25 protein-coding genes and 2 pseudogenes are annotated in these 25,145 nt (G+C 63.2%); 9 read left to right on the top strand and 18 right to left on the bottom strand.

Annotation, left to right across the window (positions count from 1 at the left end; translation table 11 throughout):
* Positions 1–4 precede the first annotated feature (4 nt).
* Positions 5–1,015 (bottom strand): porphobilinogen synthase, encoded by a 1,011-nt coding sequence (gene hemB / locus DM374_RS16000; RefSeq protein ID WP_095156447.1) that lies wholly within the window; start codon positions 1,013–1,015, stop codon positions 5–7.
* 208 nt (positions 1,016–1,223) lie between these two features.
* Here hemB and DM374_RS15995 point away from each other — a divergent pair, with 208 nt between their 5' ends.
* Positions 1,224–1,871: a DedA family protein gene (locus DM374_RS15995; protein WP_175652605.1), complete on the top strand. Its 648-nt coding sequence runs from the start codon at positions 1,224–1,226 to the stop codon at positions 1,869–1,871.
* Here DM374_RS15995 and DM374_RS15990 read toward each other — a convergent pair.
* A pseudogene (locus DM374_RS15990) lies at positions 1,791–2,999 on the bottom strand (sterol desaturase family protein); the annotation flags it as partial. The gene DM374_RS15995 and the pseudogene DM374_RS15990 overlap by 81 nt on opposite strands.
* Positions 3,000–3,112: 113 nt before the next feature.
* Between DM374_RS15990 and elbB the strand changes: the two are divergent.
* Positions 3,113–3,778 carry an isoprenoid biosynthesis glyoxalase ElbB gene (gene elbB, locus DM374_RS15985; protein ID WP_110970736.1) on the top strand — a complete coding sequence of 222 codons (666 nt, stop codon included), beginning with the start codon at positions 3,113–3,115 and terminating at the stop codon, positions 3,776–3,778.
* A 30-nt stretch (positions 3,779–3,808) separates the two neighbouring features.
* Here elbB and DM374_RS15980 read toward each other — a convergent pair whose 3' ends face one another.
* Both DM374_RS15980 and DM374_RS15975 read right to left on the bottom strand, forming a co-directional pair.
* Positions 3,809–4,270 carry a YaiI/YqxD family protein gene (locus tag DM374_RS15980; RefSeq protein ID WP_110970777.1) on the bottom strand — a complete coding sequence of 154 codons (462 nt, stop codon included), beginning with the start codon at positions 4,268–4,270 and terminating at the stop codon, positions 3,809–3,811.
* A gap of 66 nt (positions 4,271–4,336) precedes the next feature.
* Positions 4,337–6,235, bottom strand: a complete 1,899-nt coding sequence (locus tag DM374_RS15975; RefSeq protein ID WP_110970735.1) for a cytochrome c/FTR1 family iron permease — start codon at positions 6,233–6,235, stop codon at positions 4,337–4,339.
* Positions 6,236–6,553: 318 nt separating this feature from the next.
* On the opposite strand from DM374_RS15975, the gene DM374_RS15970 reads away from it, so the two are divergent.
* From DM374_RS15970 to DM374_RS15955, 4 genes are read left to right on the top strand one after another with little or no spacing between them, the layout of a single operon-like run.
* Positions 6,554–8,029, top strand: coding sequence for a COG3014 family protein (locus DM374_RS15970; RefSeq protein WP_110970734.1), 1,476 nt, complete (start codon positions 6,554–6,556; stop codon positions 8,027–8,029).
* Positions 8,030–8,041: 12 nt separating this feature from the next.
* A complete protein-coding gene (locus DM374_RS15965; RefSeq protein WP_110970733.1) occupies positions 8,042–8,410 on the top strand; it encodes a YcfL family protein in 369 nt (122 codons plus the stop codon).
* Between the two features lie 21 nt (positions 8,411–8,431).
* On the top strand, positions 8,432–9,022 hold the full coding sequence (gene lpoB / locus DM374_RS15960; RefSeq protein WP_095156453.1) for a penicillin-binding protein activator LpoB: 591 nt from the start codon (positions 8,432–8,434) through the stop codon (positions 9,020–9,022).
* Positions 9,023–9,025: 3 nt separating this feature from the next.
* Entirely contained in the window at positions 9,026–9,769 is a 744-nt protein-coding gene (locus DM374_RS15955; protein ID WP_110970732.1) for a penicillin-binding protein activator LpoB, read from the top strand.
* A gap of 64 nt (positions 9,770–9,833) precedes the next feature.
* Here DM374_RS15955 and DM374_RS15950 read toward each other — a convergent pair whose 3' ends face one another.
* The 4 genes from DM374_RS15950 to DM374_RS15935 form a co-directional block, all read right to left on the bottom strand.
* Positions 9,834–10,166, bottom strand: a complete 333-nt coding sequence (locus DM374_RS15950; RefSeq protein ID WP_110970731.1) for a DUF2834 domain-containing protein — start codon at positions 10,164–10,166, stop codon at positions 9,834–9,836.
* A gap of 187 nt (positions 10,167–10,353) precedes the next feature.
* Positions 10,354–10,986, bottom strand: a complete 633-nt coding sequence (locus tag DM374_RS15945) for a LysE family transporter (protein WP_110970730.1) — start codon at positions 10,984–10,986, stop codon at positions 10,354–10,356.
* A gap of 84 nt (positions 10,987–11,070) precedes the next feature.
* Positions 11,071–11,658 carry a mechanosensitive ion channel family protein gene (locus DM374_RS15940; RefSeq protein ID WP_110970729.1) on the bottom strand — a complete coding sequence of 196 codons (588 nt, stop codon included), beginning with the start codon at positions 11,656–11,658 and terminating at the stop codon, positions 11,071–11,073.
* A complete protein-coding gene (locus tag DM374_RS15935) occupies positions 11,658–13,568 on the bottom strand; it encodes an ATP-binding cassette domain-containing protein (RefSeq protein WP_110970728.1) in 1,911 nt (636 codons plus the stop codon). The genes DM374_RS15940 and DM374_RS15935 overlap by 1 nt, the downstream gene beginning before the upstream one ends.
* A gap of 50 nt (positions 13,569–13,618) precedes the next feature.
* Here DM374_RS15935 and DM374_RS15930 point away from each other — a divergent pair, with 50 nt between their 5' ends.
* Complete coding sequence (locus tag DM374_RS15930) at positions 13,619–14,101, top strand: TIGR02444 family protein (protein WP_110970727.1); 483 nt, start codon at positions 13,619–13,621, stop codon at positions 14,099–14,101.
* Here DM374_RS15930 and DM374_RS15925 read toward each other — a convergent pair.
* Positions 14,077–15,228, bottom strand: coding sequence for an AlgP family protein (locus DM374_RS15925; RefSeq protein ID WP_110970726.1), 1,152 nt, complete (start codon positions 15,226–15,228; stop codon positions 14,077–14,079). The two genes, DM374_RS15930 and DM374_RS15925, sit on opposite strands and share 25 nt — an antisense overlap.
* A 241-nt stretch (positions 15,229–15,469) precedes the next feature.
* Here DM374_RS15925 and DM374_RS15920 point away from each other — a divergent pair, with 241 nt between their 5' ends.
* The gene (locus DM374_RS15920; RefSeq protein ID WP_110970725.1) at positions 15,470–16,135 is read left to right on the top strand and encodes an FKBP-type peptidyl-prolyl cis-trans isomerase; all 666 of its coding nucleotides are present in this window, start codon (positions 15,470–15,472) and stop codon (positions 16,133–16,135) included.
* 27 nt (positions 16,136–16,162) lie between these two features.
* On the opposite strand, the gene rsd is transcribed toward DM374_RS15920, so the two are convergent.
* From rsd to DM374_RS15880, 8 genes and pseudogenes are all read right to left on the bottom strand, one after another.
* A complete protein-coding gene (gene rsd, locus DM374_RS15915) occupies positions 16,163–16,633 on the bottom strand; it encodes a sigma D regulator (protein WP_095156461.1) in 471 nt (156 codons plus the stop codon).
* A 229-nt stretch (positions 16,634–16,862) separates the two neighbouring features.
* Entirely contained in the window at positions 16,863–17,384 is a 522-nt protein-coding gene (locus DM374_RS15910; RefSeq protein WP_110970724.1) for a disulfide bond formation protein B, read from the bottom strand.
* Between the two features lie 198 nt (positions 17,385–17,582).
* Positions 17,583–18,821: a heme biosynthesis protein HemY gene (locus DM374_RS15905; protein WP_110970723.1), complete on the bottom strand. Its 1,239-nt coding sequence runs from the start codon at positions 18,819–18,821 to the stop codon at positions 17,583–17,585.
* Positions 18,818–19,951 carry a uroporphyrinogen-III C-methyltransferase gene (locus tag DM374_RS15900; protein ID WP_110970722.1) on the bottom strand — a complete coding sequence of 378 codons (1,134 nt, stop codon included), beginning with the start codon at positions 19,949–19,951 and terminating at the stop codon, positions 18,818–18,820. Before DM374_RS15900 ends, DM374_RS15905 begins: the two co-directional genes overlap by 4 nt.
* 44 nt (positions 19,952–19,995) lie before the next feature.
* A complete protein-coding gene (locus tag DM374_RS15895; protein WP_110970721.1) occupies positions 19,996–20,763 on the bottom strand; it encodes a uroporphyrinogen-III synthase in 768 nt (255 codons plus the stop codon).
* On the bottom strand, positions 20,760–21,701 hold the full coding sequence (hemC, locus tag DM374_RS15890) for a hydroxymethylbilane synthase (protein ID WP_110970720.1): 942 nt from the start codon (positions 21,699–21,701) through the stop codon (positions 20,760–20,762). The genes DM374_RS15895 and hemC overlap by 4 nt, the downstream gene beginning before the upstream one ends.
* Positions 21,702–21,817: 116 nt before the next feature.
* A complete protein-coding gene (locus DM374_RS15885) occupies positions 21,818–22,564 on the bottom strand; it encodes a LytR/AlgR family response regulator transcription factor (RefSeq protein WP_110970719.1) in 747 nt (248 codons plus the stop codon).
* Positions 22,561–22,668 (bottom strand): annotated as a pseudogene (locus tag DM374_RS15880) (sensor histidine kinase); the annotation flags it as partial. The pseudogene DM374_RS15880 and the gene DM374_RS15885, both read right to left, overlap by 4 nt.
* Positions 22,669–22,867: 199 nt before the next feature.
* Between DM374_RS15880 and argH the strand changes: the two are divergent.
* Positions 22,868–24,262, top strand: a complete 1,395-nt coding sequence (gene argH, locus DM374_RS15875) for an argininosuccinate lyase (protein WP_110970718.1) — start codon at positions 22,868–22,870, stop codon at positions 24,260–24,262.
* A 75-nt stretch (positions 24,263–24,337) separates the two neighbouring features.
* Here the strand turns inward: argH and DM374_RS15870 are convergent, their stop codons facing one another.
* Entirely contained in the window at positions 24,338–25,000 is a 663-nt protein-coding gene (locus DM374_RS15870) for a glutathione S-transferase family protein (RefSeq protein ID WP_110970717.1), read from the bottom strand.
* Positions 25,001–25,145 lie beyond the last annotated feature (145 nt).

The following is a 25,145-nucleotide window of genomic DNA, read 5'->3' as shown; positions in this document are numbered from 1 at the left end:
GGCGTTACTGCCCTCTCATCAATTGTGCGGCGCGTACAGCGAAGTAAGTCAGGATGCCGTCGGCGCCCGCTCGTTTGAAAGCGGTGAGCGATTCGAGAATGACGCCCTCGGAGAGCCAGCCATTCTGGATCGCAGCCATGTGCATCGCGTACTCGCCACTGACCTGGTAAACGAAGGTCGGCACCTTGAACTCGTCCTTGACCCGCTGAAGGATATCCAGATATGGCATGCCTGGCTTGACCATGACCATATCGGCGCCTTCGGAGAGGTCGGCTGCCACTTCGTGCAGCGCCTCATTGGTGTTGGCCGGATCCATCTGGTACGAGGCCTTATTGGCCTTGCCCAGATTGAGCGCCGAGCCCACCGCATCGCGGAACGGACCATAGTAAGCGCTGGCGTACTTGGCCGAGTAGGCCATGATGCGCACGTTGACGTGGCCGGCCAGTTCCAGGGCTTCGCGGATGGCCTGGATGCGGCCGTCCATCATGTCCGACGGAGCGACCACCTGGGCGCCGGCTTCGGCGTGGGACAGGGCCTGGCGGACCAGTGCATCGACGGTGATGTCGTTCTGCACATAGCCTTCTTCATCAAGGATGCCGTCCTGACCGTGGGTGGTGAACGGGTCAAGCGCGACGTCGGTAATCACGCCCAGTTCCGGGAAGCGTGCGCGCAGGGCGCGGGTAGCGCGCTGGGCGATGCCTTCGGGGTTCCAGGCTTCGGCGCCATCGAGGGATTTGTTTTCCGACGGGGTCACCGGGAACAGTGCCAGCGCCGGAATGCCCAGCTCGACCCACTCCGCCGCCGCTTCCAGCAGCAGGTCGATGCTCAGGCGCTCGACGCCTGGCATGGAGGCCACTTCCTCGCGGCGGTTTTCACCGTCCAGCACGAATACCGGCAGGATCAGATCATCGACAGTCAGGACATTCTCGCGAACCAGGCGACGAGAAAAGTCATCACGACGGTTGCGACGCAGGCGGGTAGCTGGGAACAGACGATTGGCAGGGGTAAAGCTCACGGCAGACTCCTGAGCCCGCGCGGACAGGCGGGCGCGACAGTTATAAGCGGCCATTATGACGCTTGTGTGACAGGCGGGGACAACCCTGCGACCTACAGACGCAGGCATTGTCCCTTGTAGGAATTGTTCACGTCGAGACACATTTGGACACTTTCCCCAAAGCGCCCGAAGGGGTAGGCTGCGCGTTCATTTCGCCAGCATCCAGAAAATGCTTCAAGAATTCCTGCAAGATTTCGGCTACTTTGCCCTTTTTCTAGGTACGTTTTTTGAAGGCGAGACCATCCTGGTACTGGCCGGATTCCTTGCGTTCCGCGGATACATGGACATCAACCTGGTGGTGCTGGTGGCGTTCTTCGGCAGCTATGCCGGCGATCAGCTCTGGTACTTCATGGGCCGTCGTCATGGGCGCAAGTTGCTGGCACGCAAGCCGCGCTGGCAGTTGATGGGCGACCGGGCGCTGGAGCATATCCGCCGCCACCCGGACATCTGGGTGCTGAGTTTCCGTTTCGTCTACGGCCTGCGTACCGTGATGCCGGTCGCCATCGGCCTGTCCGGTTATCCACCACGCCGCTACCTGTTGCTCAACGGCATCGGCGCGGCAGTCTGGGCGCTGGCCCTGGGTGCCGCCGCCTACCACTTCGGCGCGATTCTCGAAGGCCTGTTGGGCAACGTGAAGAAGTACGAGCTATGGGTGCTCGGCGGCCTGCTGGTGCTCGGCGCCCTGCTGTGGCTGCGCCGCCGGTTCAAGGCCGCGCGCATTGCCAAACAGGAAGCGGCGGCTCAAGTACAGGCCGATCAGGCTGAGCAGGCTGTAACCGAGCAGCGCGACCCACCCCAGGGCGGTGACCGGCCCTAAACCGGTCACACCGGCCAGCGCATAGGCCGGCAGGTTCAGCCCCAGCCGCGCCAGTTCCAGGCGCCGCGCCCAGGGACGGTTCTCCAGCGCCGTCCCCAACACGAACAATCCAAACGCCATCATCCCCCAGCCCAGCAGCAACGCTGCCAGCGGCAGGTGCCCGCCTGCGTTCATCAGATAGCTGCCCAGCGCCACATAGACCGCGAATTGCAGCAGCACGTAAAGCTGCTGAGCCCCACCCAGTGGCACCTCGAACTTGCGGAAATTCGTCAGATCCTGCTTCGCCTGTGGATAACGTTGCACCACATCGGCCGGCCGCCAGCCAGTCGGCATGAACCAGATCCGCAGCTTGTCCCACCAGTGCCCTGTACGCCGCGCATCCGCCCAGAGCTGGGCGTAGAACTGCAGATTGGCCCACAGCGGATTCCAGCTCGCCAGCGGCGTGGTCACCCCGAACACCACGGGTTCGTTATCGTCTTCTTCGAGGAAGGTGCCGAACAGCCGGTCCCAGAGAATGAACACGCCACCGTAGTTGCGATCTATGTAGATAGGATTCTGCGCATGGTGGACGCGATGATTGGACGGCGTGACAAACAGCCATTCATACCAGCCGAGCTTGGGAATGTGCCGGGTATGCACCCAGAACTGATACAGCAGGTTCAGCGCGCCGACGCTGACGAACACCAGCAGTGGCACACCCAGCACCGCCAGCGGCAGGTAGAAGATCCACGACAGCAGAAAGCCGGTACTGGTCTGACGCAGCGCAGTAGAAAGGTTGTAGTCCTCGCTCTGGTGATGCACCGAATGCGCGGCCCAGAGGATGTTGCGTTCGTGGCCGAAGCGATGCAGCCAGTAGTAGCAGAAGTCATAGGCAACAAACGCCAGCACCCACACCCACCAGGCATCTGCCGGCAATTCGAACAGCGCCAGATGCTCCAGGGCAATGGCGTAACTGACCAGCCCGACCCCCTTGGTCAACAGCCCTGTGGTGGTCGACAACACCCCCGCACTCAGGCTGTTGACGGCATCCGCCAACCGATAATTGCTCACGCCACGCCAGCGGTCAGCCAGCAGTTCGACCGCGATCAATACGAAGAAAAACGGCACGGCAAGCAGGATGAAGTCCATGGCGAGTCCATTTTCTGGCAATGGATCAAGATTAGGCCCGCAATGCGGGAATCCCTATGGCGACAACTGCCAAATTAGACGACATTTAGCGCCTCGAATCGGGAGTAGAAAGCATGACCAAAAAAGTTGCTGTGATTCTGTCAGGCTGCGGCGTCTACGACGGCGCGGAAATCCATGAAAGCGTCATCACCCTGCTGCGCCTCGACCAGCGCGGCGCGCAGGTGCAGTGCTTCGCGCCGAATATCGCGCAACTGCACGTGATCAACCACCTCACCGGCGAGGAAATGCCCGAGTCGCGCAATGTGCTGGTGGAGTCCGCACGGATCGCCCGCGGCAATATCAAGGACCTGCGCGAAGCCGATGCCAACGACTTCGACGCGCTGATCGTGCCGGGTGGCTTCGGCAGCGCAAAAAACCTCTCCAACCTGCTCCTTGAAGGCGCCAACTGCACCGTGCACCCGGATGTCCTGGCCCTGGCTGAAGCGTTCGCCGAAGCCGGCAAGCCGGTAGGCCTGATCTGCATCTCGCCGGCGCTGGCGGCGAAGATCTACGGCCCGGGCGTGGTCTGCACCATCGGCAACGATGCCGAGATCAGTGCAGCCATCGTCAAGATGGGCGGCACCCACGAAGAGTGCGATGTGCACGGCATTGTCGAAGACACCGCGCGCAAGTTGGTCAGCACCCCGGCCTACATGCTCGCCCAGTCCATCAGCGACGCCGCCGGCGGTATCTACAAGCTGGTCGACCGCGTACTGGAACTGACCCACGAAGGTGAGTGACCGAGGCTAGCCGGGCTGACGGCTCGGGCCTCAGCCCGGGAACTGCCGCGCCAGCCGCGTCAGGATGCGGTCGAGGGCATTGGCGAACGCCTGCTTTTCGCGTTCGCCATAAGGCGCCTGACCGCCGCCGACCTGGCCCTGCTCACGCAGGTCGGTGAACAGGTTGCGCACCGCCAGGCGCTCGCCCATGTTGCGCTCATCGAACTCGCGGCCACGCGGGTCGAGGGCAGCGACGCCCTTCTTCACCAGCCGGTCGGCCAGCGGCACATCACTGCAGATCACCAGTTCGCCGGGGACCGCGTGTTCCACCAGGTAATCATCGGCGGCATCCGGCCCGCTCGGCACCACGATCAGCTTTACGCAGGCGAAAGGCGGCTTGGCCTGGGGCCCGCCGGCCACCATCACCACTTCAAATTGACGCTTGAGCGCGAATTTAACGATCTGATCCTTCGCGGCCTTGGGGCAGGCGTCGGCATCGATCCAGATACGCATCATTGAGTTATCCACAGCGAGACGAAACAGGCGGGCAGTATCCCCGCTCGCCCGCCCCGCTTCAAATCAATGCGCCGAAACGCGGCGCCGCTCGCTGAACCAACTGCGGCCATACAGCACCACGATCGCCAGCAGAGCTGCGGCCTGGGCGGCCAACGAATAAGCGTCGGCGTGGATGCCCAGCCAGTCGAAGTCGAAGAACGGCACCGGCCGGGTGCCGAAGATCCCGGCCTCCTGCAGCGCCTTGACGCCGTGCCCGGCGAACACCACCGATAGCGCGCACAGCAGCGCTGCGTTGATGCTGAAGAACAGCGACAGCGGCAACTTGGCCGAGCCACGCAGGATCACCCACGCCAGCCCCACCAGCAGCACCAGCGCCGTGGCGCCGCCCGCCAGCACCGCCTGATGCCCGGCCGGGCCGGCCTGCAACCAGAGGGTTTCGTAGAACAGGATCACCTCGAACAGTTCGCGGTACACCGAGAAGAACGCCAGCATGGCAAAGCCGAAGCGACCGCCGCCGCCGACCAGGCTGCTCTTGATGTAGTCCTGCCAGGCCGCGGCATGCCGACGATCGTGCATCCACACGCCGAGCCAGAGCACCATCACGCAGGCGAACAGCGCCGTGCAGCCTTCGAGCAATTCGCGCTGCGCGCCGCCCACATCGATCACATACGCGGCCAGCGCCCAGGTGCCGAAGCCCGCCAGCAACGCCAGCCCCCAACCGATGTTGACGCTGCGCACCGCCGCCTGCTGCCCGGTGTTGCGCAGGAACGCGAGGATGGCCGCGAGCACGAGGATCGCCTCCAGACCTTCGCGCAACAGAATCAGCAAGCCCGAGATAAAACTCAGCGACCAGCTCAGGCCATCACTGCCCAACAGGCCGGCGCACACCTTCAGCTTGGCTTTGGCCTCGGCCAGACGCTGGCTGACCTGCTCCAGCGGCAAGCCGTCCTGAAGCGACTGACGGTAAGCCATCAGGGCTTTTTCGGTGTCTTTGCGCACGGTGCTGTCGACGTTGTCGAGCGAGCTTTCCACCAGTTCGAAGCCTTCCAGATAAGCCGCCACCGACAAGTCGTAGGCTTGCTCGTGGTCGCCGCGCTGGTAGGCCGCCAGGCTCTGGTCGAGGGTGGTGGCGGTGTAGTCGAGCAACTGCCCCGGACCGCGCTGGACCTGTGGCGGCTTCGCCCGCTGGGCACGGAATGCAGGTAGCGCTTGCGCGCCTTGGGCCGCTTCGATTTCGGCCGGGGTCTGACGTGCCAGGTCGGCGAGGTTGAACGGTTTGTCACTGACGGCCTTGGCCGGGTCGGCACTGAAACCGGCGATGTAGGTAGCCAGGTCCCAGCGCTGACGCTCGTCGAGCTGGTCGGCGAAGGACGGCATGTCGGTGCCTTCGATGCCCAGGCCGAGGGTGTTGTACAGATCGAACAGGCTCAGGCGGTCGAGACGCGCGACATCCCGCAGGTTAGAGGGCGGCGGCTCCAGACCGAGGCCCGCCGGGCCATCGCCAGCACCGCTGTCGCCGTGGCACACCGAACAATGCTGGGCATAGAGCGGCGCGCCGCGTGTCGGGTCGGGGGTGATGACCGGGGCCTGGCTGACTTCATACGCCAGTGCCAGTTCAGCGCCCAATTGCCGGGCCTGACGCGTCACGCTGGCGCCATCCTGATGTTCGCTGATGGCCTGGCGCAGATGACTGACGCCGTCCTGCAACGCCTTGCGCTGAGGCCGCTCCGGCAGGTCGGCGAGCAACCCTTGCAGGGCCCCGACGAACTCCAGTTGCTTGCCATGGCCGGCCTTGTCCACCGCGTTGCCGGACTGCACCGTGTCCGGGTAATCCGCGCCGATGGCGTCCAGCAGGTGCAACGCCTTCGCCGCCCCCTCGACAGGTTCAGCCAGTGCCGCGGCACTGCCCAGGACCAGCATTGGCCACAACAGCCAGGCGAACAAGCGGGAGCGGGAAATCATGGGGCCAGTCTCGGACGGTAGCGATGAGGCGAATATTGTTCACCGCCGTCCAGGCGGGCTCAAGACGAATCGTAAAAATTAGCAACAATTTCATTAATCGCCCTTCCGAATGCCGCGGAAGTTACCGTTCATCGGGCACTTCGGAGATAATGGCACTCGTACTGGCACTCACCTTCGGTAACAATCCGCACGTCTTGGAGTAACGAAGTCCGCCCCTATACTGCGCGCCTTTCGTTATGCCCTAACGGAATCAAAGAACAATTCAAAAGCACTTTTCGGCCTTCCGAAAGACCCCAACCTCTGTTCAGGGAAGAAGCAATGAAGTCCCGTGTCTTCACCTTTGCCGCGCTTTTCGTGGCACTCCAGCTGACAGGCTGCTCTGTGTTCCGCAGCTACGACAGCGAACTCCAGGAAACCAACCAGCACCTGAGCAGCGGCAACATCGATGCCGCCCTGGCCGTGCTGGAGAAAAACAACACAGGTGAAGACAAGGATCTTCTCTACTACTTCGAAAAAGGCGAGTTGCTACGCTCCAAGGGCGACCTGAGCGGCAGCCAGACCGCCTGGCGCGCAGCCGACGGCCTGGTGTTCAAATGGGAAGAGTCGGTCAAGCTCGATACCGAGAAATACCTGAGCCAGTTCGGCAGCTACCTGGTCAACGACAAGGTTCGCCGCTACGAAGGCTATGACTATGAAAAAGTCATGCTGACCACCCAGATGGCCCTGAACCTGCTCGCGCAGAACGACTTCGACGGCGCCCGCACCGAAATCAAGAAAACCCACGAGCGTGAGGCAGTGATCGCCGAACTGCGCGACAAGGAATACCTCAAGCGCGAGGAAGAGGCCGAGAAGGAAGGCGTCACGACCGAGTACAAGGACCTGCGCGGCTACCCGGTCGCCGCCCTTGATGCGCCCGAGGTCATCGGCCTGAAAAACAGCTACCAGAGCGCCTTCAGCCATTATCTGTCCGGTTTCGTATACGAGGCCCTGGGCGAACAGGGCCTTGCCGCACCAGGTTATCGCAAGGCTGCCGAACTGCTGCCCAACACGCCGTTACTGGAACAGGCCCTGCTCGACCTCGACAAGAGCGCCGACAACAGCAGTGAGCCCGCCCCCGTCGCCAGCAAGGACAAGGGCAAGCGCAAAGGCAAGGCCAAAGAAGTCGTCGTGGAAAAACCCAAGAGCCAGGACAGCGACGTGCTGATCGTGGTCCAGAGCGGCCTGGCGCCAGCCCGTGATTCGATCCGCATCCCGTTGCCGCTGGTGATCAGCGGCAATCTGGTGATCACCCCGCTGTCGTTCCCGATCATCCGTGAAGACACGTCCACCGCCCATGTCGGCCAGGTCACGCTGGACGACAAGTCGCTGTCGCTGACCACGCTCAACAGCACTTCAGCCATGTCTCGTCGGGCCTTGCGCGACGACATGCCGGGCATCATCCTGCGCACCAGCGTGCGCGCCGTCACCCGTGCGGTGGCGCAGAAACAGATCAACGACGTCAACCCGCTGGCCGGCCTGGCCGTAGGCATCGCTTCGGCCATCACCGAAGGCGCTGACACCCGCACCTGGCGCACCCTGCCCAACGAAACCCTGGTCGCCCGCGTGCGCCTGAGCCCGGGCGAGCACCAGTTGAGCCTGCCTTCAGGCCTGGGCGGCAGCAAAATCGTGGTCAACGTCGATCGTCCTTATCAGGTCGTTTCCCTGCGCGTCGTTGGCAACCAGGTCTTCGCCGCCGGCTCCGCCAGGCTCCTCACACCTCCGGCTCCGGCAGCCGCCGTCGCCACCCTCAAGTAACCAAGGACTGTCATGCGCTTCAAACTCGCCATCGCCCTCGCCGCCGCCTTGCTGGCCGGTTGCGCCACACCGCCGCCCGCTCCCGGCAGCGCCGCCAGCAAAGTCGTGGTCATGGGCAAGCTGAAGAACATCGAGACCGGCCCGATGCGGGTCGCCCGCGAAAACGGCTTTCTCACCGTCAAGGTCGCGCTGAACAACACCAGCGGCAGCAACAAGACCCTCTTCTACCGTTTCGCCTGGCTGGGCAACGACGGCTTCCCCGTCGCCGATGAGGAAAGCTGGAAAACCCTGACCCTGTACGGTTCGCAATCCAGCGTCCTGCCAGCGATTGCGCCAGTTCCCCAGGCCACCGATTTCCGCCTCGAAGTCCAGTCTCAGTAATTTTTTTCCGGAGTTTTCTACATGAAGTTTGTCCAGCTTTCCCTGCTCGCCGCCGTCGTTGCCCTGGCCAGCGGCTGCTCGTCGCCCTCCCCCGTGCTGGGCGGCAAGAACATCAGCTACGGCGACAGCAAGGCCGTCGAACTGGTGACCAATGAATTCGGCTCCACCGACCTGCAAATGATCGCCGAAACCATGACCCGCTCCCTGGCCCAGTCCGGCGTGCTGCAAGGTCGTCCGGTGGTTCAGGTCTACGACGTGAAGAACAAGACCAGCGAGTACATCGATACCCGCGAGATCACCACCTCGATCAAGACCCAGTTGATGAAGTCCGGCACCGCCCGCTTCGCCAGCGACAACAACCAGATGCAGAGCCAGGTCGACCAGCTCAAGCTGCAGAACCAGAGCGGCCTGTACAAGAAAAACACCGTCGCCAAGACCGGCAACATGATCGCCGCCAAATACCGCCTGGAAGGCTCGATCAGTTCGATTGTCAAGCGCAGCGAGGACTACAAGGACGTCTTCTACAAATTCAGCCTGCAACTGATCGACGTCGAAAGCGGCCTGGCCGAGTGGATGGACGAGAAAGAAATCCGCAAGACCACGGAGCGATAAGCGATGCGCGCATGGATGGGAATTCTGGGCCTGGCCTGCGCCTTTGGCGTACAGGCGGCCCCCAAGGTGGCGGTCACCGACCTTGCGTATCAAGAACGTGTGGAGCAGTACATCCACATCGTTTCTGCGCAGAACAGCTCGCAGGCGAGCATGTATCACGCCAGCGGCTCGTCGAGCTACAACGAGTTCGAGAGCAGCCAGAGCTACATCGAGCAAACCGAGCTGCGCAAGTTCAGCGGCGACATCAAGGGCGAGATCATCAAGTCCGGGATGTTCCAGTTGGTGCAGGGCACACCCTACACCGCCGACGCCAAGGGTGACGTCTACGACATCATCAAGCGCATCAAGGCCGGCCACTTCAAGGGCGCAGACTATGTGCTGTTCGGCACCTTGTCGGATGTCGACTTCGAGCAGGACACCAACGCCATCGACAACACCAACAGCTATTCGGCGGTGTTGGGCCTGACCCTGGTGGCTGACTTCAGCCTGATCAACACCCGCACCTACGAAATCACCTCGGCGTTCACCGCCATGGGTGAAGGCCAGCAAACCAAGCTGGTCAACGGTCGCGACGCGAAAATCAGCCTGAGCCGGCCGAAGGTGGTGCGTGAAGTGTCGAAGGAGCTGGGCATCGATGTCGCCCGGCAACTGGCCGAGCAGTTGGGCGGACCGGTACCGGGACAGCCTCGCAGCTACCAGGGTGGCAACAACCTGCCGCCGGATGAGCCAGCGCGGGTTCTGCGCTAAGGCACAAAAAAGCTCGCTTCAAGCCCCTTGCCCAAAATGCCTGGGGCTTGAAACGAAGCAGCGGTCAGGCAACACCGGCTTCAAGCCTCGCAGCCGCAAGATGGCGCTCGCGAAGCAAGAGAAAGAGTGGCAATGCCAGTGACGGCCCGACGGCAAGGCTGCACAACGGCAACCACAGTCGAGGGATCGCCAGCCTGCGACCTTCGGCAATCACGAACACAATGACCACCAGTCCTGAAACCAGGACATCAGCCCAAGCGAATGCTGCGATGGAGTCAGCGGTTGCCTGCTGCAACAGCAGCGGTACATCGAGGCTATGCGCCGCAAGCCAAGGGACGAACTGCGAAAGGGGCAACGCCGCGCCCGCAAAGCAGAAGAAAAGATAGATGACCTGCATGTGAACTCCTGTAAGGGCCAACCTGGCGTCATGCCAATCACGCCGCCACTGGCCGTCTCTGGCTGAAATGGTCGGCTAAAGATCTCCAAATTGCTTACAGCCTGGCGCCGCAGCGTACGCCATGCCTGAACTCGCGCGAAACAAAAAAGGCGACCTTCTCAGGTCGCCTTTTGCATTGCAGATCGAATCAGACCGGCGCCCGGCGAATGGTCGCCAGCAAGGTCGCCGCGCCCAGGAACAGGCCAGCGAAGGTGCGGTTCATCCGGCGTTGCTGCTTCGGCGTACGCAGCAGGCGCAGCACGCGAGAGGCCAGCCCGGTGTAGCCGGCCATCACCAGCAGGTCCACGCTGATCATCGTCACGGTGATCGCCACGTATTGCGGCAGCAGCGCCTCGTGCGGGTTGATGAACTGCGGCAGCACCGCGAGCATGAAGACCAGTGCCTTGGGGTTGCTGACGTTGACCAGGAAACCACGGAACACCAGGCTCAGCGGTTTGCCGATGGGCCGGACCGCAGCGTCGTCGGACAGGTCAGCCGGCAATGCTCGCCATTGCTTCACTGCCAGGTAGATCAGATAGGCCACGCCAAACCACTTGATGATCTGGAACGCCGTGGCCGACGCCGCGAGGATAGCGCCGACGCCGGCGGCAATGATCGCAATCTGCAGGATCAGGCCCAGTTGCAGGCCCAAGGCGTTCCAGTAACCGCGCCAGAAGCCATATTGCAAACCGCAGGACATGGAGGCGATAGCCCCTGCACCCGGCGACAGACTGATTACCCAACAGGCGGCGAAAAAAGCCAACCACGTTTCCAGCGACATGACACACCTCGGCCAAAAAATCGGTTCAAGGCCTCACGCTAATCCGCCGGAAAAAAAATCACCACAAAATTTTGCAGCGACCGCTCAATGACCGCTCGACTTGTCATCGGTCACCAGTGGCAAGACATCAGTGCCGCGCCAGCGCCGCACGGACTTCTGGAAGAACTGGCTGTTCGGCACCTGCACCAGCGCGCCGCCGGTTTCCGGCAGTTCCACCAGGGTGGTGAACAGCAGGTTGATGGCCGTGACCCGGCCCTTGATGCCCGGCTTGTCGGTGGTGTCGACCAGTTCCACTACGTCGCCGATGCGGAACGGGCCGACGGTGAAGATCAACACCGCGCACAGCAGGTTCGATAGCACGCTCCAGATCGCGAAGAACGCCACCGCAGCGACCGCGACAAAGCCCGACAGCGCCGTCCACAACACCGTGGCGGAAACCCCGAGACGCTCCAGCACAAACAGCAACGCGCTGCCCATGATCAGCCAGCGCAAACCACCGCGCAGCGGCACCATCAGTTGCGGCGGAAGCGGGTAGCGCTCGCTCAGGCGTTTCAGGCAGCGGGCAACCACGCGTTGCAGAACGAACGCCACCACCAGGATCAGCAGGATCTGCAAACCCATCCAGAACGGTCCGATCCACTCCACCGGCAACATCTGCCGCAACGACTCCATCAGGACAATGCCTCCAGCTCCGCCTGCATGTTTTCCAGCACTTCGAGCGCTTCCATCCAGGCTTCTTCCAGTTCTGCCTCGCGACTTTTGAGCTGGGCCTGACGGGCCAGCAGGTCACGCAGTTCGTCCTTGCGGGCGGCCTCGTAAACACCGCTGTCGCCGAGACTCGCTTCGACTTTCGCCAGTTCCGCGTGCAGCTTGCCCAGCTCGGCTTCGAGCTTGTCGGCCTCGCGCTTGTGCGGCGCCAATTGTTGGCGCAGGGCTGCGGCGGCCTGGCGCTGGGCCTTCTTGTCGGTCTTGTCGGGGTTGGCCGACGTCGTACTGACCGGCGCGTTGCGCTGGCGATACTCCACCAGCCAGCGAGCGTAATCGTCGAGGTCGCCATCGAAGGCTTCCATCTTGCCGTCGGCGACCAACAGGAACTCGTCCGTGGTGCTCTTGAGCAGATGACGATCGTGAGAAACCACCACGACGGCGCCGCTGAATTCCTGCAGCGCCATGGTCAGCGCCAGGCGCATTTCCAGATCGAGGTGGTTGGTCGGTTCGTCGAGCAGCAGCAGGTTCGGCCGCTCCCAGGCGATCAGCGCCAGGGCCAGGCGGGCTTTCTCGCCACCGGAGAAATTCAGCACCGGCTCATCGCAGCGATTGCCACGGAAATCGAAACCGCCGAGGAAGTCGCGCAGCGTCTGCTCACGCTCGGTGGGTGCCAGGCGCTGCAGGTGCAGCAACGGGCTGGCCTTGCTGTCGAGGGAGTCGAGCTGGTGCTGGGCGAAGTAGCCAACCACCAGATTCTCGCCACGGACCAGGCGACCGGCCAATGGCTCCAGCTCGCCCGCGAGGTTTTTGATCAGCGTCGATTTACCCGCGCCGTTCGGGCCCAGCAGGCCGATACGGGCACCCGGTGCCAGTTGCAGCTTGATCTTCTCCAGCACGGTTTTGTCGCCATAACCCAGGCGGGCTTCGGCGAGGTCGAGCAGCGGGCTGGAGATCTTCTCGGACTCACGGAAAGCGAAGTCGAACGGTGAGTCGACGTGGGCCGCCGACAGTTCTTCCATGCGTTCCAGAGCCTTGATCCGGCTCTGCGCCTGACGGGCCTTGGTCGCCTGGGCCTTGAACCGGGCGATGTATTTTTCCATGTGGGCGCGCTGCGCCTGTTGCTTCTCGTACGCCTGCTGCTGTTGCGCCAGGCGCTCGGCCCGGGCCCGCTCGAAGGCGCTGTAGCCGCCGCGGTAGAGCGTCAGCTTGCACTGCTCGACATGGGCGACGTGATCGACCACGGCATCGAGGAAATCACGGTCGTGGGAGATCAGCAGCAGCGTGCCGGGGTAGCCCTTGAGCCAGTCTTCCAGCCAGAGGATCGCGTCGAGGTCCAGGTGGTTGGTGGGTTCGTCGAGCAGCAGCAGGTCGGAGGGGCACATCAGTGCCTGCGCCAGGTTCAGGCGCATCCGCCAGCCACCGGAGAAGTCGCCGACACGGCGGTCCATCTGCTCGTTGCTGAAGCCCAGTCCGGCCAGCAGCTTGCGCGCCCGCGCATCGGCGGTGTAGCCGTCAGCGCTGTCGAGCTCGATATGCAGTCGCGCCAGGGCGATGTTGTCATGGGCGGCTTCGGCGGCGACAAGCGCGTCCTGGACCTTGCGCAGGTGCACATCGCCGTCCAGCACATAGTCCACGGCCAGGCGGTCGAGGGTGTCGACCTCCTGGCGCATGTGGGCGATACGCCAGTCGCCGGGCAACTGACAGTTGCCGGCATCGGGGGTGAGCTCGCCGCGCAGCAAGGCGAACAGGCTGGACTTGCCGGCGCCGTTGGCACCGATCAAACCGGCTTTATGGCCGGCGTGCAGGGTGAGCTCCGCGCCTTCTAGCAGGCGTTGCGGACCACGCTGTAAAGTGAGGTTCGAGAGTCTGATCATAATGGCCGCGGAGTCTACCAGCTTCGATGGCAACTGGCGCGAGTGGGACCATGCACACCGACCTGTGGAATTTCGCCATCGGGCTCTATGCCCGGCCTGGCGTGGAACAAGCCTGCCTGGAACTCCAGGCGCAGGGCGCGGATGTCTGCCTGCTGCTGTGCGCGGCGTGGCTGGACCGACGCGCAGTCGTGCCCAGCGATGAGCGCACCGAGCAATTGCGGCAACTGTCTGGCCCGTGGCAGCGCGAGGTGGTGCAACCGTTGAGGTCACTGCGACAGCAATGGCGCGCGCAAGCGACTGCGGACAGCCAACTGGCGGCGTTGCGCGAGCGAATCAAGGGGCTGGAACTGGATGCGGAGCGCCTGCAACTGGAACGTTTACAGGGTATTTGTGCCGGCTGGCCGGACGGGGACAAAGCCCCGCCGGATAGCTGGCTGGCACGGCTGGCGCCGGCCATCTCCCATCACCACGACGCGCTGCAGGTGCTGCGCGCCGCAGTGGTGACGACTCAGGAAGCCGTCGACGGAGATTGAGTGGTTGCTGCTGGAGCGCTGGCTGGAGCGGACGCCGCAGGAGCCGGCGACGCTGCCGGTGCTGGTGCTGGTGCTGGTGTAGCGGCAGGGGTAGCGGGCTTGGCGGCAGGTTTCGCTGCTGCTGGCTTGGCAGGAGCCTTGGCGGCGGCGGGTTTGGCTGGCGCTTTGGCAGCAGCCGGTTTGGCTGGCGCCTTGGTGGCCGCTGGCTTGGCTGGAGCCTTCGCGGCTACCGGTTTGGCCGGTGCCTTGGCGGCGACGGGTTTGGCTGCTGGCTTGGCCGGGGCTTTGGCGGCGGCCGGTTTGGCGGCTACTGGTTTGGCGGCGGCAGGCTTGGCAGGCGCTTTGGCTGCGGCAGGCTTGGCAGCCGGTTTGGCTGGAGCTTTGGCGGCTACCGGCTTGGCAGCAGGTTTGGCCGGCGCCTTGGCAGCAGCGGCTTTCGCGGCTGGCTTGGCTGGGGCTTTGGCAGCTACCGGTTTGGCGGCTGGCTTGGCCGGCGCCTTGGCGGCAGCAGCTTTTGCGGCTGGCTTGGCAGCGGCTTTGGCAGCTACCGGCTTGGCGGCAGCTTTGGCCGGGGCCTTGGCAGCAGCAGCTTTCGCGGCGGGTTTGGCGGCAGGCTTGGCAGCAGCAGGCTTGGCGACAGTTTTGGCCGGCGCCTTGGCAGCAGCGGCTTTTGCGGCTGGCTTGGCAGCAGTCTTGGCGGCTGGTTTCGCGACAGGCTTGGCCGGTGCGCGAGTGGACAGAGCCTTGGACGCGGCTTCACGAACTTTGCCGACACCCTGCGCCAGCTTCAGGCTTTGCTGCGCATCACGCTTGAGTTCAGCAATATAAGTCCGGGTTTGCGCTTGACGCTCTTTCAACGACTCGAGCAGTCCTTCCAACTCACTTACTACACTTTTTGCCTTGTCCTGCGCCTTGGCTTTACCAACGGCAGCAGCATCCTGAAGTTTGAGGCGAGACTTGTGCAGTTTTTCCTGAGCCTTGCCACGTTGTTTTTCCAACTTGGACAGGAGTTTTTCCGCATCAGCCAGCGCTTGCGAGCAGGCGTTCTCCAAATGCTCGAGCAGGCTGCCCGAGAGTTGTTGTAGCAGGTGCAAAGGCGTATTGACTGGCTTCTTGTTGGCCGACATGGCTTACCTCCTGGCTGACGAAATTGCGGCTCATACTAGACCTGTGCTGCTATCGCCGCTAGGGCATGTTGACCGCAAGGGAGACGCCGCGTTGCATGCCTGGGCAAAGTTGTTATCGCTGCAGCTCGAAAACAAGTGTAGATGCTGTATTTCCGACTGCCGATAATTAACTAATTGCTCCATGCCGACGGCATAATCAACACCGCTCGAAACTCTTCTTCGGTCTTTTCGGAGCCTGCCCGTGCCGCGCTATTTGTTGCTGTCATTAGTCCTCATGCTGCCGCCGGCTTTCGCGGAACAGAACACCCCCGCCACATCGGATCACGACCTCGCCTACAGCCTTGGCGCCAGCCTGGGCGAGCGCCTGCGCCAGGAGGTTCCGGGGCTGCAACTCCAGGCGCTGATCGAGGGACTGCAACAGGCTTATCAGAACAAGCCGCTGGCGCTGAGCCAGGCGCGTATCGATGCCGTCCTCGCCAGGCACGACGAGCAGGCCACTGCCGCCGCCGCGCAATCGCAGGTCGAGCAGGCACTGGCAGCGGAAAAGCGCTTCATGGCCAACGAGCGCGGCCGCGCCGGTGTGCGTGAACTCAGTGACGGCGTGCTGATGACCGAGCTGCAAGCAGGCAACGGCGCCAAGCCGAAAACGGGTGGCAGGGTGCAGGTTCGTTATGTGGGGAAATTGCCGGATGGCACGGTGTTCGATCAGAACAACCAACCGCAGTGGTTCAAACTGGGCAGTGTGATCGAAGGCTGGCAAACGGCGTTGCCGGAGATGGCGACAGGTTCGAAGTACCGCCTGGTAATCCCTTCGGCGCAAGCCTACGGGGCGGACGGTGCGGGCGATCTGATCGCGCCGTACACGCCGCTGGTATTCGAGATTGAATTGCTCAACGTTGCCGACTGACAGGCCGGCAACGTCATCGCACATGGATCAGGCCTGAGTGGCAACCTCTTCCTTGTGCGCGGTGTGCAGCACCTCGATCAGGCAGTCTTCCAGCTCGAAGCGCTCGCGCAACTGCCCACCGAGCTTACTCAGCTCTTCGGCGAAACGCTCGGCGTCCTTGCATTCACCTTTGTGGCAATTGTCGTTGAAGGTCAACGCGAGCTGAGTGCTGTCGTTGATGCGCGGGTTGATCTGTTCGGCCAGTTTCAGCCCACCATCATCGCCAAACGCCTTGGCTTCGCTGACCAGCTGTTCACAGATTTCGAAGTGCCAGGCGGAAACATAATCCACGAGAATCTCGCAGAAGCGACCATTGGCTTTCTTGTCGGCAAATGCCTGCTTGGCATCGCGCAACTCGCGGAACGCAGTTACCAACTCTCCGCGCTCGTTCAGCCAGCGGTCAATGAGCTTGTGAACCCCACCCCAGCGTTCCTGAGCATTCTGACAACTATCTAACATGGCGGTCTCATCCCTAGTGGGTCGTGCCCCTGCGCCCCGTATCTCAAGGCTGAGATACAAAAAGGAATAACGGCAGAACGGCATTGAGCAGCAGTGTTTTCGGTATGCGTGCAGGGGAGATTATTCCCGCACGCCCTTGGCTTCAAGGTACGCAGGTGACTAGTTTCATACAAGTGTTTAAGCCTGCGACGCATCGCCACCGGTGATTCAAACGACCGGCGGCCCCCTTTCATGACCGCGCCGGGTTGGGCGGGTTCACCTCACGCCAAGGTAACAATCTCGACACCACCATCACACCGAGCCCGAGAAACGCCAGCAGGCTCAATTCCGGCACACTCAGGTCCATGAAACTCCAGGTGATCGGCACGCATTCGGCCGCCCCCACCAACATGCCTTGCAACCACTCTTCGAGGCTTCCCTGCTCGACCAGATAGTCCATCGACTGCAGGCAAGGCGTGTCGCCAGTAGGAAAAAGCCCCTGCAGCCAAACATGCCGGGTTGCGAGCAGCGCACCCGCAATGGCCAGAGCCAGGCACAACCCGAGATACCTGCGAGCAACCCGGTGGGGCGGGCGATGAATCAGCCCGCACAGGCAGACCAGTGAGAACCCCGCCAGCAACAGTCGCTGCCCCTGACACAGCGGACAGGCAACCTGCCCCAGACCGAATTCGAGGTAAAACGCGCCGCAAAGCACCAGAAAAGAAGCCAGGAAAGCCGGGAAGAAGATTGAACGCAGACAAGCCAACGGCATGGCAAAACCAAGGCAGGAAAGAGATTGCGCAACGGTAGAGGAAACGCCCCCGTTGTTTCAAGAAGCAACCAAGTAGACAAATCGCTGATTTTTCTGGAATTTTCGCTGAACAGGATAGGAAAAATCCTCAAACCTGCGCAGGAAGAATTACCCTGCAACCACCGCGGACCAACCCTGCCGGTCAGCCCGCGGCGTCGATCACGCCCGCACCGGATCCGGCAGCGGCAACGCCAAGAGGCGTTCGTCGAGCAGGCCCAGGCCTTCCTGGAACAGCACGTTGCTGCGCTCGTTGTCGCCCAGACCGGCCAACAGCCGCGCCAGTTCGGCGCAGGTTTCCGGGTTGCGTTGCAGGCGCAGGCTGGCTTCCAGATAGTCGCGGGCTTTGCCCCACAGACGGTTCTGCAGGCTCAGACGGCCCAGGGTCAGCAACAGGCTCGGATCGTCGGCGTGCGTCTTGAGCCAGCCTTCGGCGGTCTGCAACTGGCGCGCCGGATCACTGCCGCGCACCAGGCCGTAGAGGCGCGCGAGATGGCTTTCGTACTCACGCTTGAGCGCGGTGCGCAACACTTCCTCCGCAGTGCTCTCGGCGCCCAACTGGCGCAGTTGCTCGGCGTAGGCCAGCACCAGTTGCGGCTCCTGGCGCTGGGCGTTGGTCAGTTGTTGCCAGGCACGCTCCAACGATTGCCGGGCTGCCTGACCATCGTCCTCGCGCTGCACCGCCAGGCTCAGGTTCTCGCCCCAGGCACGACGCTCGAGGTCCGCCAGCTCCTTCGCCGACAGCACCTTGTCTTTGCGCAACTCCGGCATCAGCCGAATCAGCGCCGACCAGTCGCCACGCTGCTGGTACAGACGCTGCAACTGACGCAGTACCTGCGCGTTGTGCGGATGACGCTCATGCATGGCCTGCAGGGTGACCAACGCAGCCTCGGTATCGCCGCGATCGACCTGTAGCTGCGCGTGCGTCAGGGCGATGGCCAGTTCCGCCTGTGGCTGACGTTCCAGCGCCCGCTCCAGCAGGTTGTCACTGTCTTCGGTACGGCCCAGCTCGTTGGCGGCACGAGCTGCACCGAGGTAGTACAGCAGTGGCTGGCGTTCAGCCTCGGCGGCGCGGTGCAGGTGTTTTTGCGCACTGGCCCAGCGACCTTCGGCGAGGTCCATCTGGCCCTGCTCGATAGCGATACGGGTACGGCGGCTACGGTTGTGCCGCGACCATGGATTGACCAGCCCGGTGGAGGTGAACACCAGACCGATCACCACGCGCAGCAACCACAACGCCAGAATCACGGCCGCCACCAACGCGAGGGTCGCCCACAGGCTCGACTCGTATCGGAACGTATCGTACGCGATCAGGACATAGCCGCTGTGCCGGGCCACGGCGATACCCAACAGGGTGGCGACGACGATCGCCACCACCACCAGCAGGTAGGCGCGCTTCATGGCTTGGCCTCCGGGGTTTTATCTTCGACGGGCTGACGCAGTACCGCTTCCTCGGCCGGCATATGACGCCGCTCGAGGTACGCCTGCACGGCGCTGAGGCTTTCGGCCAGGTCCGGCGTCACCACCGTCACCGGCGCCTTCACCAAAGCATTGAGCTGGTCGAGCATCAAGCGGCCCTGGTCGTTATCGCGGTTGAAGTTGGCCAGCAGCACACCACGGGCCTCATCCAGTGCCTGGGTGTAGACCTTCGCTTCGCCATTGAGTGCAGCCCACTGCGCCTGCTCCAGCGCCAGGCTGAGGGCCAGGCGCACTTGGCTCAGCGCCTGCCCGGCGAGCAGCGGCTTGATGTTCTGATCGGCATTGAAATCGATGCGGAAGTAGCGGGAGATCTGCTCCCACCATTGCGACCAGCGACTGACGCCATCGCCATCGGCAGTCAGGCCGGACAAGGATTCACCGCCAGCCTTGAACTCCGGCGCCTGCACATTGAGCTGCACCACCTGCTCACGCAGTGCGGCCAGCTTCAGGAACAAGCCGGTGCGGTCCGGCTGCTCCACGCTGTTCAGCGCGGCCAGGCTGCGGGCCAGTTGCTCGCGGGCGGCGAACGAAGCGGGGTCGCTCTGTTCACGCAGAATCTGATCCGCACCTTCGACCAGCGCGCGGGCGCTGGCGATATCCTGCAAGGCGGACAAGCGCAAGCTGGCCAGACGCAGCAGGTGCTCCGCCTCGGCCAGGCGCCAGTCCTTGCGGCTGGCTCCGAGCACGGTTTCGAGGCGCTGGTTCAGGCGTTGCTGATCACCCTGCAATTGCGCCACCAGACGGCGGCGGTCTTCCAGCTCGCTGGCCGGCGGCAGGCTGCTCAATTGGGCCGAGAGTTGCTGCTCACGGGCCTGCAGGGCTTCGGTCTGTTCGTTCAGTTGACGTACCTGGTCAACCTGGAGCTGGCTCGACTGCTGCAAGTGACGAACCTGCCATAACCCCCAGCCTCCGGCAGCCACACCCGCGGCGCCGAGCAGCAGGGCGAGGATCGCCAGACCATTGCCAGAGCGCCCGGATGACTCGGGCGCGGGTTTCGTCGAAGCCTCGGACGTCGTTTGCAGATCATCGTTGGGCAAGGCTGTTTCGCTCACGTATCCATCCTTTGCATTGGGGCGCGTCGCATCAGCTTAGCGCCTTAGAAAGCGGGTGCAGGGGTTTCCCGCAGCGCCGCCAGCAAAGCCGCGGCACTGGCGCCGCGACAATCCACCACGTTCTGCGCACCGGCCTGGCGGGCAATTTCAGCCACCCGCGGGCTCGGTACGAACAAGGGCAACCGCGCCAGACGCGGCCAATCCTGCGCGGCCAGCGCCCGCAGGTGTTCAAAACCCTGTCCACTGCTGACCACCAGGCCATTCAGGCGTTCCGCCGAGACCCGCTGCGTCAGGGTATTGGCAGGGTAGTTCGGCAAGCCACGGCGGTACAGCGGCAGATAGTCGACATGTGCACCGAGCGCGGTCAACTGCGAGGCCAGCAGTTCGCGACCGTCTTCACCGCGCAGGATCAACACGCGCGGTGCCGGACGGGTCAGCGCCGCCTGCAATTGCGGCAAGCGCAACAGGGCTTCGCTGTCATCGCCGTTGTCGGGAAAGTGCGCCGTCAGACCATGGCTTTCGAGCACGCCGGCAGTGCCGGCACCGACACTGAACCAGGCCAGTTCAGGCAACTGCGGCCAGTGCTCGGCAAGCAACTCGAGGCCAAGCCGGGCTGCCGGTTTGCTGACCACGATAACTGCGCAGTAGCGATCGAGGTTGTGTATCAGCGCCTGATACTGATCCAGGACCGTCAGCGCCTCGATTTCCAGCAGGGGCATGCAACTGCCGTATGCACCCGCCTCGGCGAGGGTGGCGGCCAGCGCCGCGCAGTCCTCGGCGGGCCGGGTCAGCAGCAGCCGCCAGCAGGTCACGGGTGACCGGCCTCGCCGTACACAGCCTTGAGGATGTCGCCAGCGCCTTGCGCCAGCAGTGCCTCGGCGACCTGGATACCCAGCGCCTCGGCTTGCGCACGCGGGGCGCGGGCGTCGGCACTGAGCAGCGCGCCGCCACTGGGCTCGCCCACCAGACCGCGCAGCCACAGTTGCTCGCCTTCAAGCACGGCGTAGCAGGCGATTGGCACCTGGCAGCCACCGTTGAGGTGCTTGTTCAGCGCGCGTTCGGCGCTGACGCGGTCGGCGGTGTCAGCATGGTGCAGCGGCGCCAGCAGGGCGTGGATTTCGTGATCGGCACTACGGCACTCGATGCCCACCGCGCCCTGGCCGCCCGCCGGGAGGCTGTCGTCGATGCTGATGGAGGCGGTGATGCGGTCTTCGAAACCAAGGCGGATCAGGCCGGCGGCGGCGAGGATGATCGCGTCGTACTCACCGGCATCCAGCTTGGCCAGGCGGGTGTTGACGTTGCCGCGCAGGAAGCGGATTTCCAGATCGGGCCGGCGTGCCAGCAACTGGGCCTGACGGCGCAGGCTGGAGGTGCCGACGATGCTGCCGGCCGGCAGCGCTTCGAGGCTGGAGAAGGTGTTGGAAACGAAGGCGTCGCGTGGGTCTTCGCGCTCGCAGATGCAGAACAGGCCCAGGCCTTCGGGGAAATCCATCGGCACATCCTTCATCGAATGCACAGCGATGTCGGCTTCCTGCTCAAGCAGCGCGGTTTCCAGTTCCTTGACGAACAGGCCCTTGCCGCCAATTTTCGACAGCGGCGAATCGAGCAGCTTGTCGCCACGGCTGACCATCGGCACCAAGGTCACGATCAGTCCCGGATGGGCCTGTTCCAGACGGGCTTTGACATATTCGGCCTGCCACAGGGCAAGGGCACTTTTGCGAGTGGCAATGCGGATTTCGCGAGTGGACATGGAACGATCCGTAGCAGAAAGATTCGCCGGATAATAACAGCTCCGCCAAAGCCTCTTGCAGATCTATGTCATCTGAAAAGTGACCATCCCTGGTCGCCTGGCTTTCCTGCCCCGCCCTAAAGCTGCTGCATCATTTTGCGCACACCCGCCACATGACGCCGGCTGACGATCAGCGCATCGCCGTTGAGCCCCTTGAGGAACAACTGGAAGTGCCCGAGCGGCGTTCGCTGCAGGCGCTCGATGCGGTCGCGGGCCACCAGCGCGTTGCGGTGGATGCGTACGAAACGCTCGCCGAACTCGTCTTCCAGAGCCTTGAGCGGCTCATCCAGCAAGACCTCGCCGCCTTCGTGGCGCAAGGTCACGTATTTGTGGTCAGCGATGAAGTAGATCACCTGGTCGAGGGGGACCAGTTCGATGCCTTTGCGAGTCCGCGCGCTGATATGGCTGCGCGGGCCGCTGCCGCTTTCGGCGGCGGGGCGGGTGAGAGCCGCCAGTTGCGCACGGTTGGGCCGGTCGGCCTTGCGCAGGGCGTTGTGCAGGTCTTCGCCCTGCACCGGCTTGAGCACGTAGCCCACGGCGCTGTCCTTGAGGGCCTGCACGGCGAACTCGTCGTCCGTGGTGCAAAACACCACGGCCGGCGGGGATTCGCGCTCGCAAAGACGGGCAGCGACCTGCAGGCCGTCAACACCCGGCATACGCACGTCGAGCAGGACCACGTCGGGCTTCAGACTGTCGATCAACGCCAGAGCCTCGTCACCATTGGTGGCGCTGGGCTCCAGCACGGTATAGCCCTCCAGGTCGCCGAGCAGCCGGCTCAGGCGTTCGCGGGCTTGGGGTTCGTCATCAACGATCAGGACATTCATATTGCGCTGGATTCCTGCGTGAGTCTCGCACAAGGGTAACGTAGACAGGTGAGGTGACGACCGTCACGGCGATCCACGCTCAGACTCGCACGATGGCTAAAGATTCACTGGTTCGACAGCAAACATGCCGATCCTTTGTCCAACTGTAGACGGTTGCCGGAACACTGCCGTTCAATCGATAAATATCCCGTGCAGCTGCGACACCAACCCGCATTCGTGCCGACTTCCGGGCCTCGTAGCAGCCGGCAACCCTGTTATCATCTGCGGCACTTTTTCCCGTTCACGCCTTCAACGAGCGAATCCATGAGCACTGACAAGACCAACCAGTCCTGGGGCGGCCGCTTCAGTGAGCCCGTCGACGCCTTCGTCGCCCGCTTCACCGCCTCCGTCACCTTCGACCAGCGCCTGTACCGCCACGACATCATGGGTTCGATCGCCCACGCCACGATGCTGGCGAAGGTCGGCGTGCTCACCGACGCCGAACGCGACACCATCATCGACGGCCTGCAGACCATCCAGGGCGAGATCGAGGCCGGCAACTTCGACTGGCGCATCGACCTCGAAGACGTGCACATGAACATCGAAGCGCGTCTGACCGACCGCATCGGCATCACCGGCAAGAAGCTGCACACCGGGCGCAGCCGCAACGACCAGGTGGCCACCGACATCCGCCTGTGGCTGCGTGACGAAATCGACCTGATCCTCGCTGAAATCACCCGTCTGCAGCAGGGGCTGCTGGAGCAGGCCGAGCGCGAAGCGGAAACCGTGATGCCCGGTTTCACCCACCTGCAAACCGCGCAGCCCGTGACCTTCGGCCACCACCTGCTGGCCTGGTTCGAAATGCTCAGCCGCGACTACGAGCGCCTGGTCGACTGCCGCAAGCGCACCAACCGCATGCCGCTGGGCAGCGCCGCGCTGGCCGGCACCACCTACCCGATCGACCGCGAACTGACCTGCCAGTTGCTGGGCTTCGAAGCCGTGGCCGGCAACTCGCTGGACGGCGTGTCCGACCGCGACTTCGCCATCGAATTCTGCGCCGCCGCCAGCGTGGCGATGATGCACTTGTCGCGCTTCTCCGAAGAACTGGTGCTGTGGACCAGCGCCCAGTTCCAGTTCATTGATCTGCCGGATCGCTTCTGCACCGGCAGTTCGATCATGCCGCAAAAGAAAAACCCGGACGTTCCCGAGCTGGTTCGCGGCAAGACCGGCCGCGTGTTCGGCGCCCTGACCGGCCTGCTGACCCTGATGAAAGGCCAGCCACTGGCCTACAACAAGGACAACCAGGAAGACAAGGAACCGCTGTTCGACGCCGCCGACACCCTGCGTGACTCGCTGCGTGCCTTCGCCGACATGATCCCGGCGATCAAGCCGCGTCACGCGGTAATGCGCGAAGCAGCCCTGCGCGGCTTCTCCACCGCGACCGACCTGGCGGACTATCTGGTACGCCGCGGCCTGCCGTTCCGTGATTGCCACGAAATCGTCGGCCATGCAGTGAAATACGGTGTGGAGACCGGCAAGGACCTGGCCGAGATGAGCCTGGACGAACTGCGTCAGTTCAGCGACCAGATCGAGCAGGACGTGTTCGCGGTGCTGACCCTGGAAGGTTCGGTCAACGCCCGCGACCATATTGGTGGTACCGCGCCGGCGCAGGTTCGCGCTGCCGTGGCCCGCGGCCAGGCCTTGCTGGCCAGCCGCTGATCGGTAACCCATCGCCGGCAAGCCGGCTCCCGCAGTGGGAGCCGGCTTGCCGGCGATGAGGCCCGCAAGATTTTCTCAGCTACGCGCCTTGACCACCTGCTCCAGGAAGGTCGGGAACTGCGCCGCCTTGGCTTCATTGATCGCCAGCACATGCGGGTTCTGTGCGAACTGCTCCAACAGTGCGCTGGCCTGCGGGAAGTCTTCCAGCAAGTCCACGCCATGGGCTTTCTTGCCCACGGCACGGGCCAGATCGACGCTGAAGCAGAAGAAGATATCCGCCACCGTCAGGCTCTCACCCGCGACGTAAGGGGTGAACACCCCGTTGCGCTTGAGGGTTGCGATGCCGTTCTGCAATTCGGTCCAGGCCTTTTCCTTGATCGCCTCGGGCACCTCGGCGCCGAAGAAGGTCTGAGGGTAGAACGCGCGCGCCGGCAGCTCTATATACAGCTCCATCTCCTTGACCAGCTCCCACACCTTGGCACGGGCGAACGGCTCGCTCGGTAGCAACGCCTTGCCCGGCTGGGTCTGCTCGATGTAATCGAGGATCAGGTCGGTTTCGCTGAGGAAGCCGTGCTCGGTCTCCAGCACCGGCACCTTGCCCCGCGGGCTGATTTTCAGCGAGCTTGGCGCCTGACCGCCAAAAAACAGTACCTCCTCGAACGGCAGGCCTTTTTCCAGCAGTGCCAGCTTGACCATGTTGTAGTAGTTGCTGACTGCGAATCCATGAAGCTTGAGCATGAAAACAGCCTCCAGGCCGTAAGGGGTTGGCCGGGGTGTTATAGACCCAATGCCTGGTACTGACCAGCATCATCCAAGCGGCAGATACCCCGGCATTGTCTCCAAGGCCGTGGCAAACTGGCTGCCTCATCCCGAGGAGCGCGCC

The organism is Pseudomonas huaxiensis, from assembly GCF_003231275.1.
Lineage (GTDB): Bacteria > Pseudomonadota > Gammaproteobacteria > Pseudomonadales > Pseudomonadaceae > Aquipseudomonas > Aquipseudomonas huaxiensis.
Note: the sequence above shows the minus strand (reverse complement) of the source record. Positions and strands in the feature narration are given on the sequence as shown.

What these genes read in the sequence shown, in the direction of transcription:
- DM374_RS15980 (WP_110970777.1), bottom strand. Translation starts at nt 4,270, where the DNA reads ATGCGTATCTGGATCGATGCCGACGCCTGCCCCAAGGCCGCGAAGGAT.
- DM374_RS15930 (WP_110970727.1), top strand. Translation starts at nt 13,619, where the DNA reads ATGCACACCGACCTGTGGAATTTCGCCATCGGGCTCTATGCCCGGCCT.
- lpoB (WP_095156453.1), top strand. Translation starts at nt 8,432, where the DNA reads ATGAAGTTTGTCCAGCTTTCCCTGCTCGCCGCCGTCGTTGCCCTGGCC.
- elbB (WP_110970736.1), top strand. Translation starts at nt 3,113, where the DNA reads ATGACCAAAAAAGTTGCTGTGATTCTGTCAGGCTGCGGCGTCTACGAC.
- DM374_RS15935 (WP_110970728.1), bottom strand. Translation starts at nt 13,568, where the DNA reads ATGATCAGACTCTCGAACCTCACTTTACAGCGTGGTCCGCAACGCCTG.
- DM374_RS15940 (WP_110970729.1), bottom strand. Translation starts at nt 11,658, where the DNA reads ATGGAGTCGTTGCGGCAGATGTTGCCGGTGGAGTGGATCGGACCGTTC.
- DM374_RS15965 (WP_110970733.1), top strand. Translation starts at nt 8,042, where the DNA reads ATGCGCTTCAAACTCGCCATCGCCCTCGCCGCCGCCTTGCTGGCCGGT.
- DM374_RS15970 (WP_110970734.1), top strand. Translation starts at nt 6,554, where the DNA reads ATGAAGTCCCGTGTCTTCACCTTTGCCGCGCTTTTCGTGGCACTCCAG.
- argH (WP_110970718.1), top strand. Translation starts at nt 22,868, where the DNA reads ATGAGCACTGACAAGACCAACCAGTCCTGGGGCGGCCGCTTCAGTGAG.
- DM374_RS15885 (WP_110970719.1), bottom strand. Translation starts at nt 22,564, where the DNA reads ATGAATGTCCTGATCGTTGATGACGAACCCCAAGCCCGCGAACGCCTG.
- DM374_RS15955 (WP_110970732.1), top strand. Translation starts at nt 9,026, where the DNA reads ATGCGCGCATGGATGGGAATTCTGGGCCTGGCCTGCGCCTTTGGCGTA.
- DM374_RS15910 (WP_110970724.1), bottom strand. Translation starts at nt 17,384, where the DNA reads ATGCCGTTGGCTTGTCTGCGTTCAATCTTCTTCCCGGCTTTCCTGGCT.
- DM374_RS15950 (WP_110970731.1), bottom strand. Translation starts at nt 10,166, where the DNA reads ATGCAGGTCATCTATCTTTTCTTCTGCTTTGCGGGCGCGGCGTTGCCC.
- rsd (WP_095156461.1), bottom strand. Translation starts at nt 16,633, where the DNA reads ATGTTAGATAGTTGTCAGAATGCTCAGGAACGCTGGGGTGGGGTTCAC.
- DM374_RS15905 (WP_110970723.1), bottom strand. Translation starts at nt 18,821, where the DNA reads ATGAAGCGCGCCTACCTGCTGGTGGTGGTGGCGATCGTCGTCGCCACC.
- DM374_RS15995 (WP_175652605.1), top strand. Translation starts at nt 1,224, where the DNA reads ATGCTTCAAGAATTCCTGCAAGATTTCGGCTACTTTGCCCTTTTTCTA.
- DM374_RS15870 (WP_110970717.1), bottom strand. Translation starts at nt 25,000, where the DNA reads ATGCTCAAGCTTCATGGATTCGCAGTCAGCAACTACTACAACATGGTC.
- DM374_RS15925 (WP_110970726.1), bottom strand. Translation starts at nt 15,228, where the DNA reads ATGTCGGCCAACAAGAAGCCAGTCAATACGCCTTTGCACCTGCTACAA.
- DM374_RS15945 (WP_110970730.1), bottom strand. Translation starts at nt 10,986, where the DNA reads ATGTCGCTGGAAACGTGGTTGGCTTTTTTCGCCGCCTGTTGGGTAATC.
- DM374_RS15975 (WP_110970735.1), bottom strand. Translation starts at nt 6,235, where the DNA reads ATGATTTCCCGCTCCCGCTTGTTCGCCTGGCTGTTGTGGCCAATGCTG.
- hemC (WP_110970720.1), bottom strand. Translation starts at nt 21,701, where the DNA reads ATGTCCACTCGCGAAATCCGCATTGCCACTCGCAAAAGTGCCCTTGCC.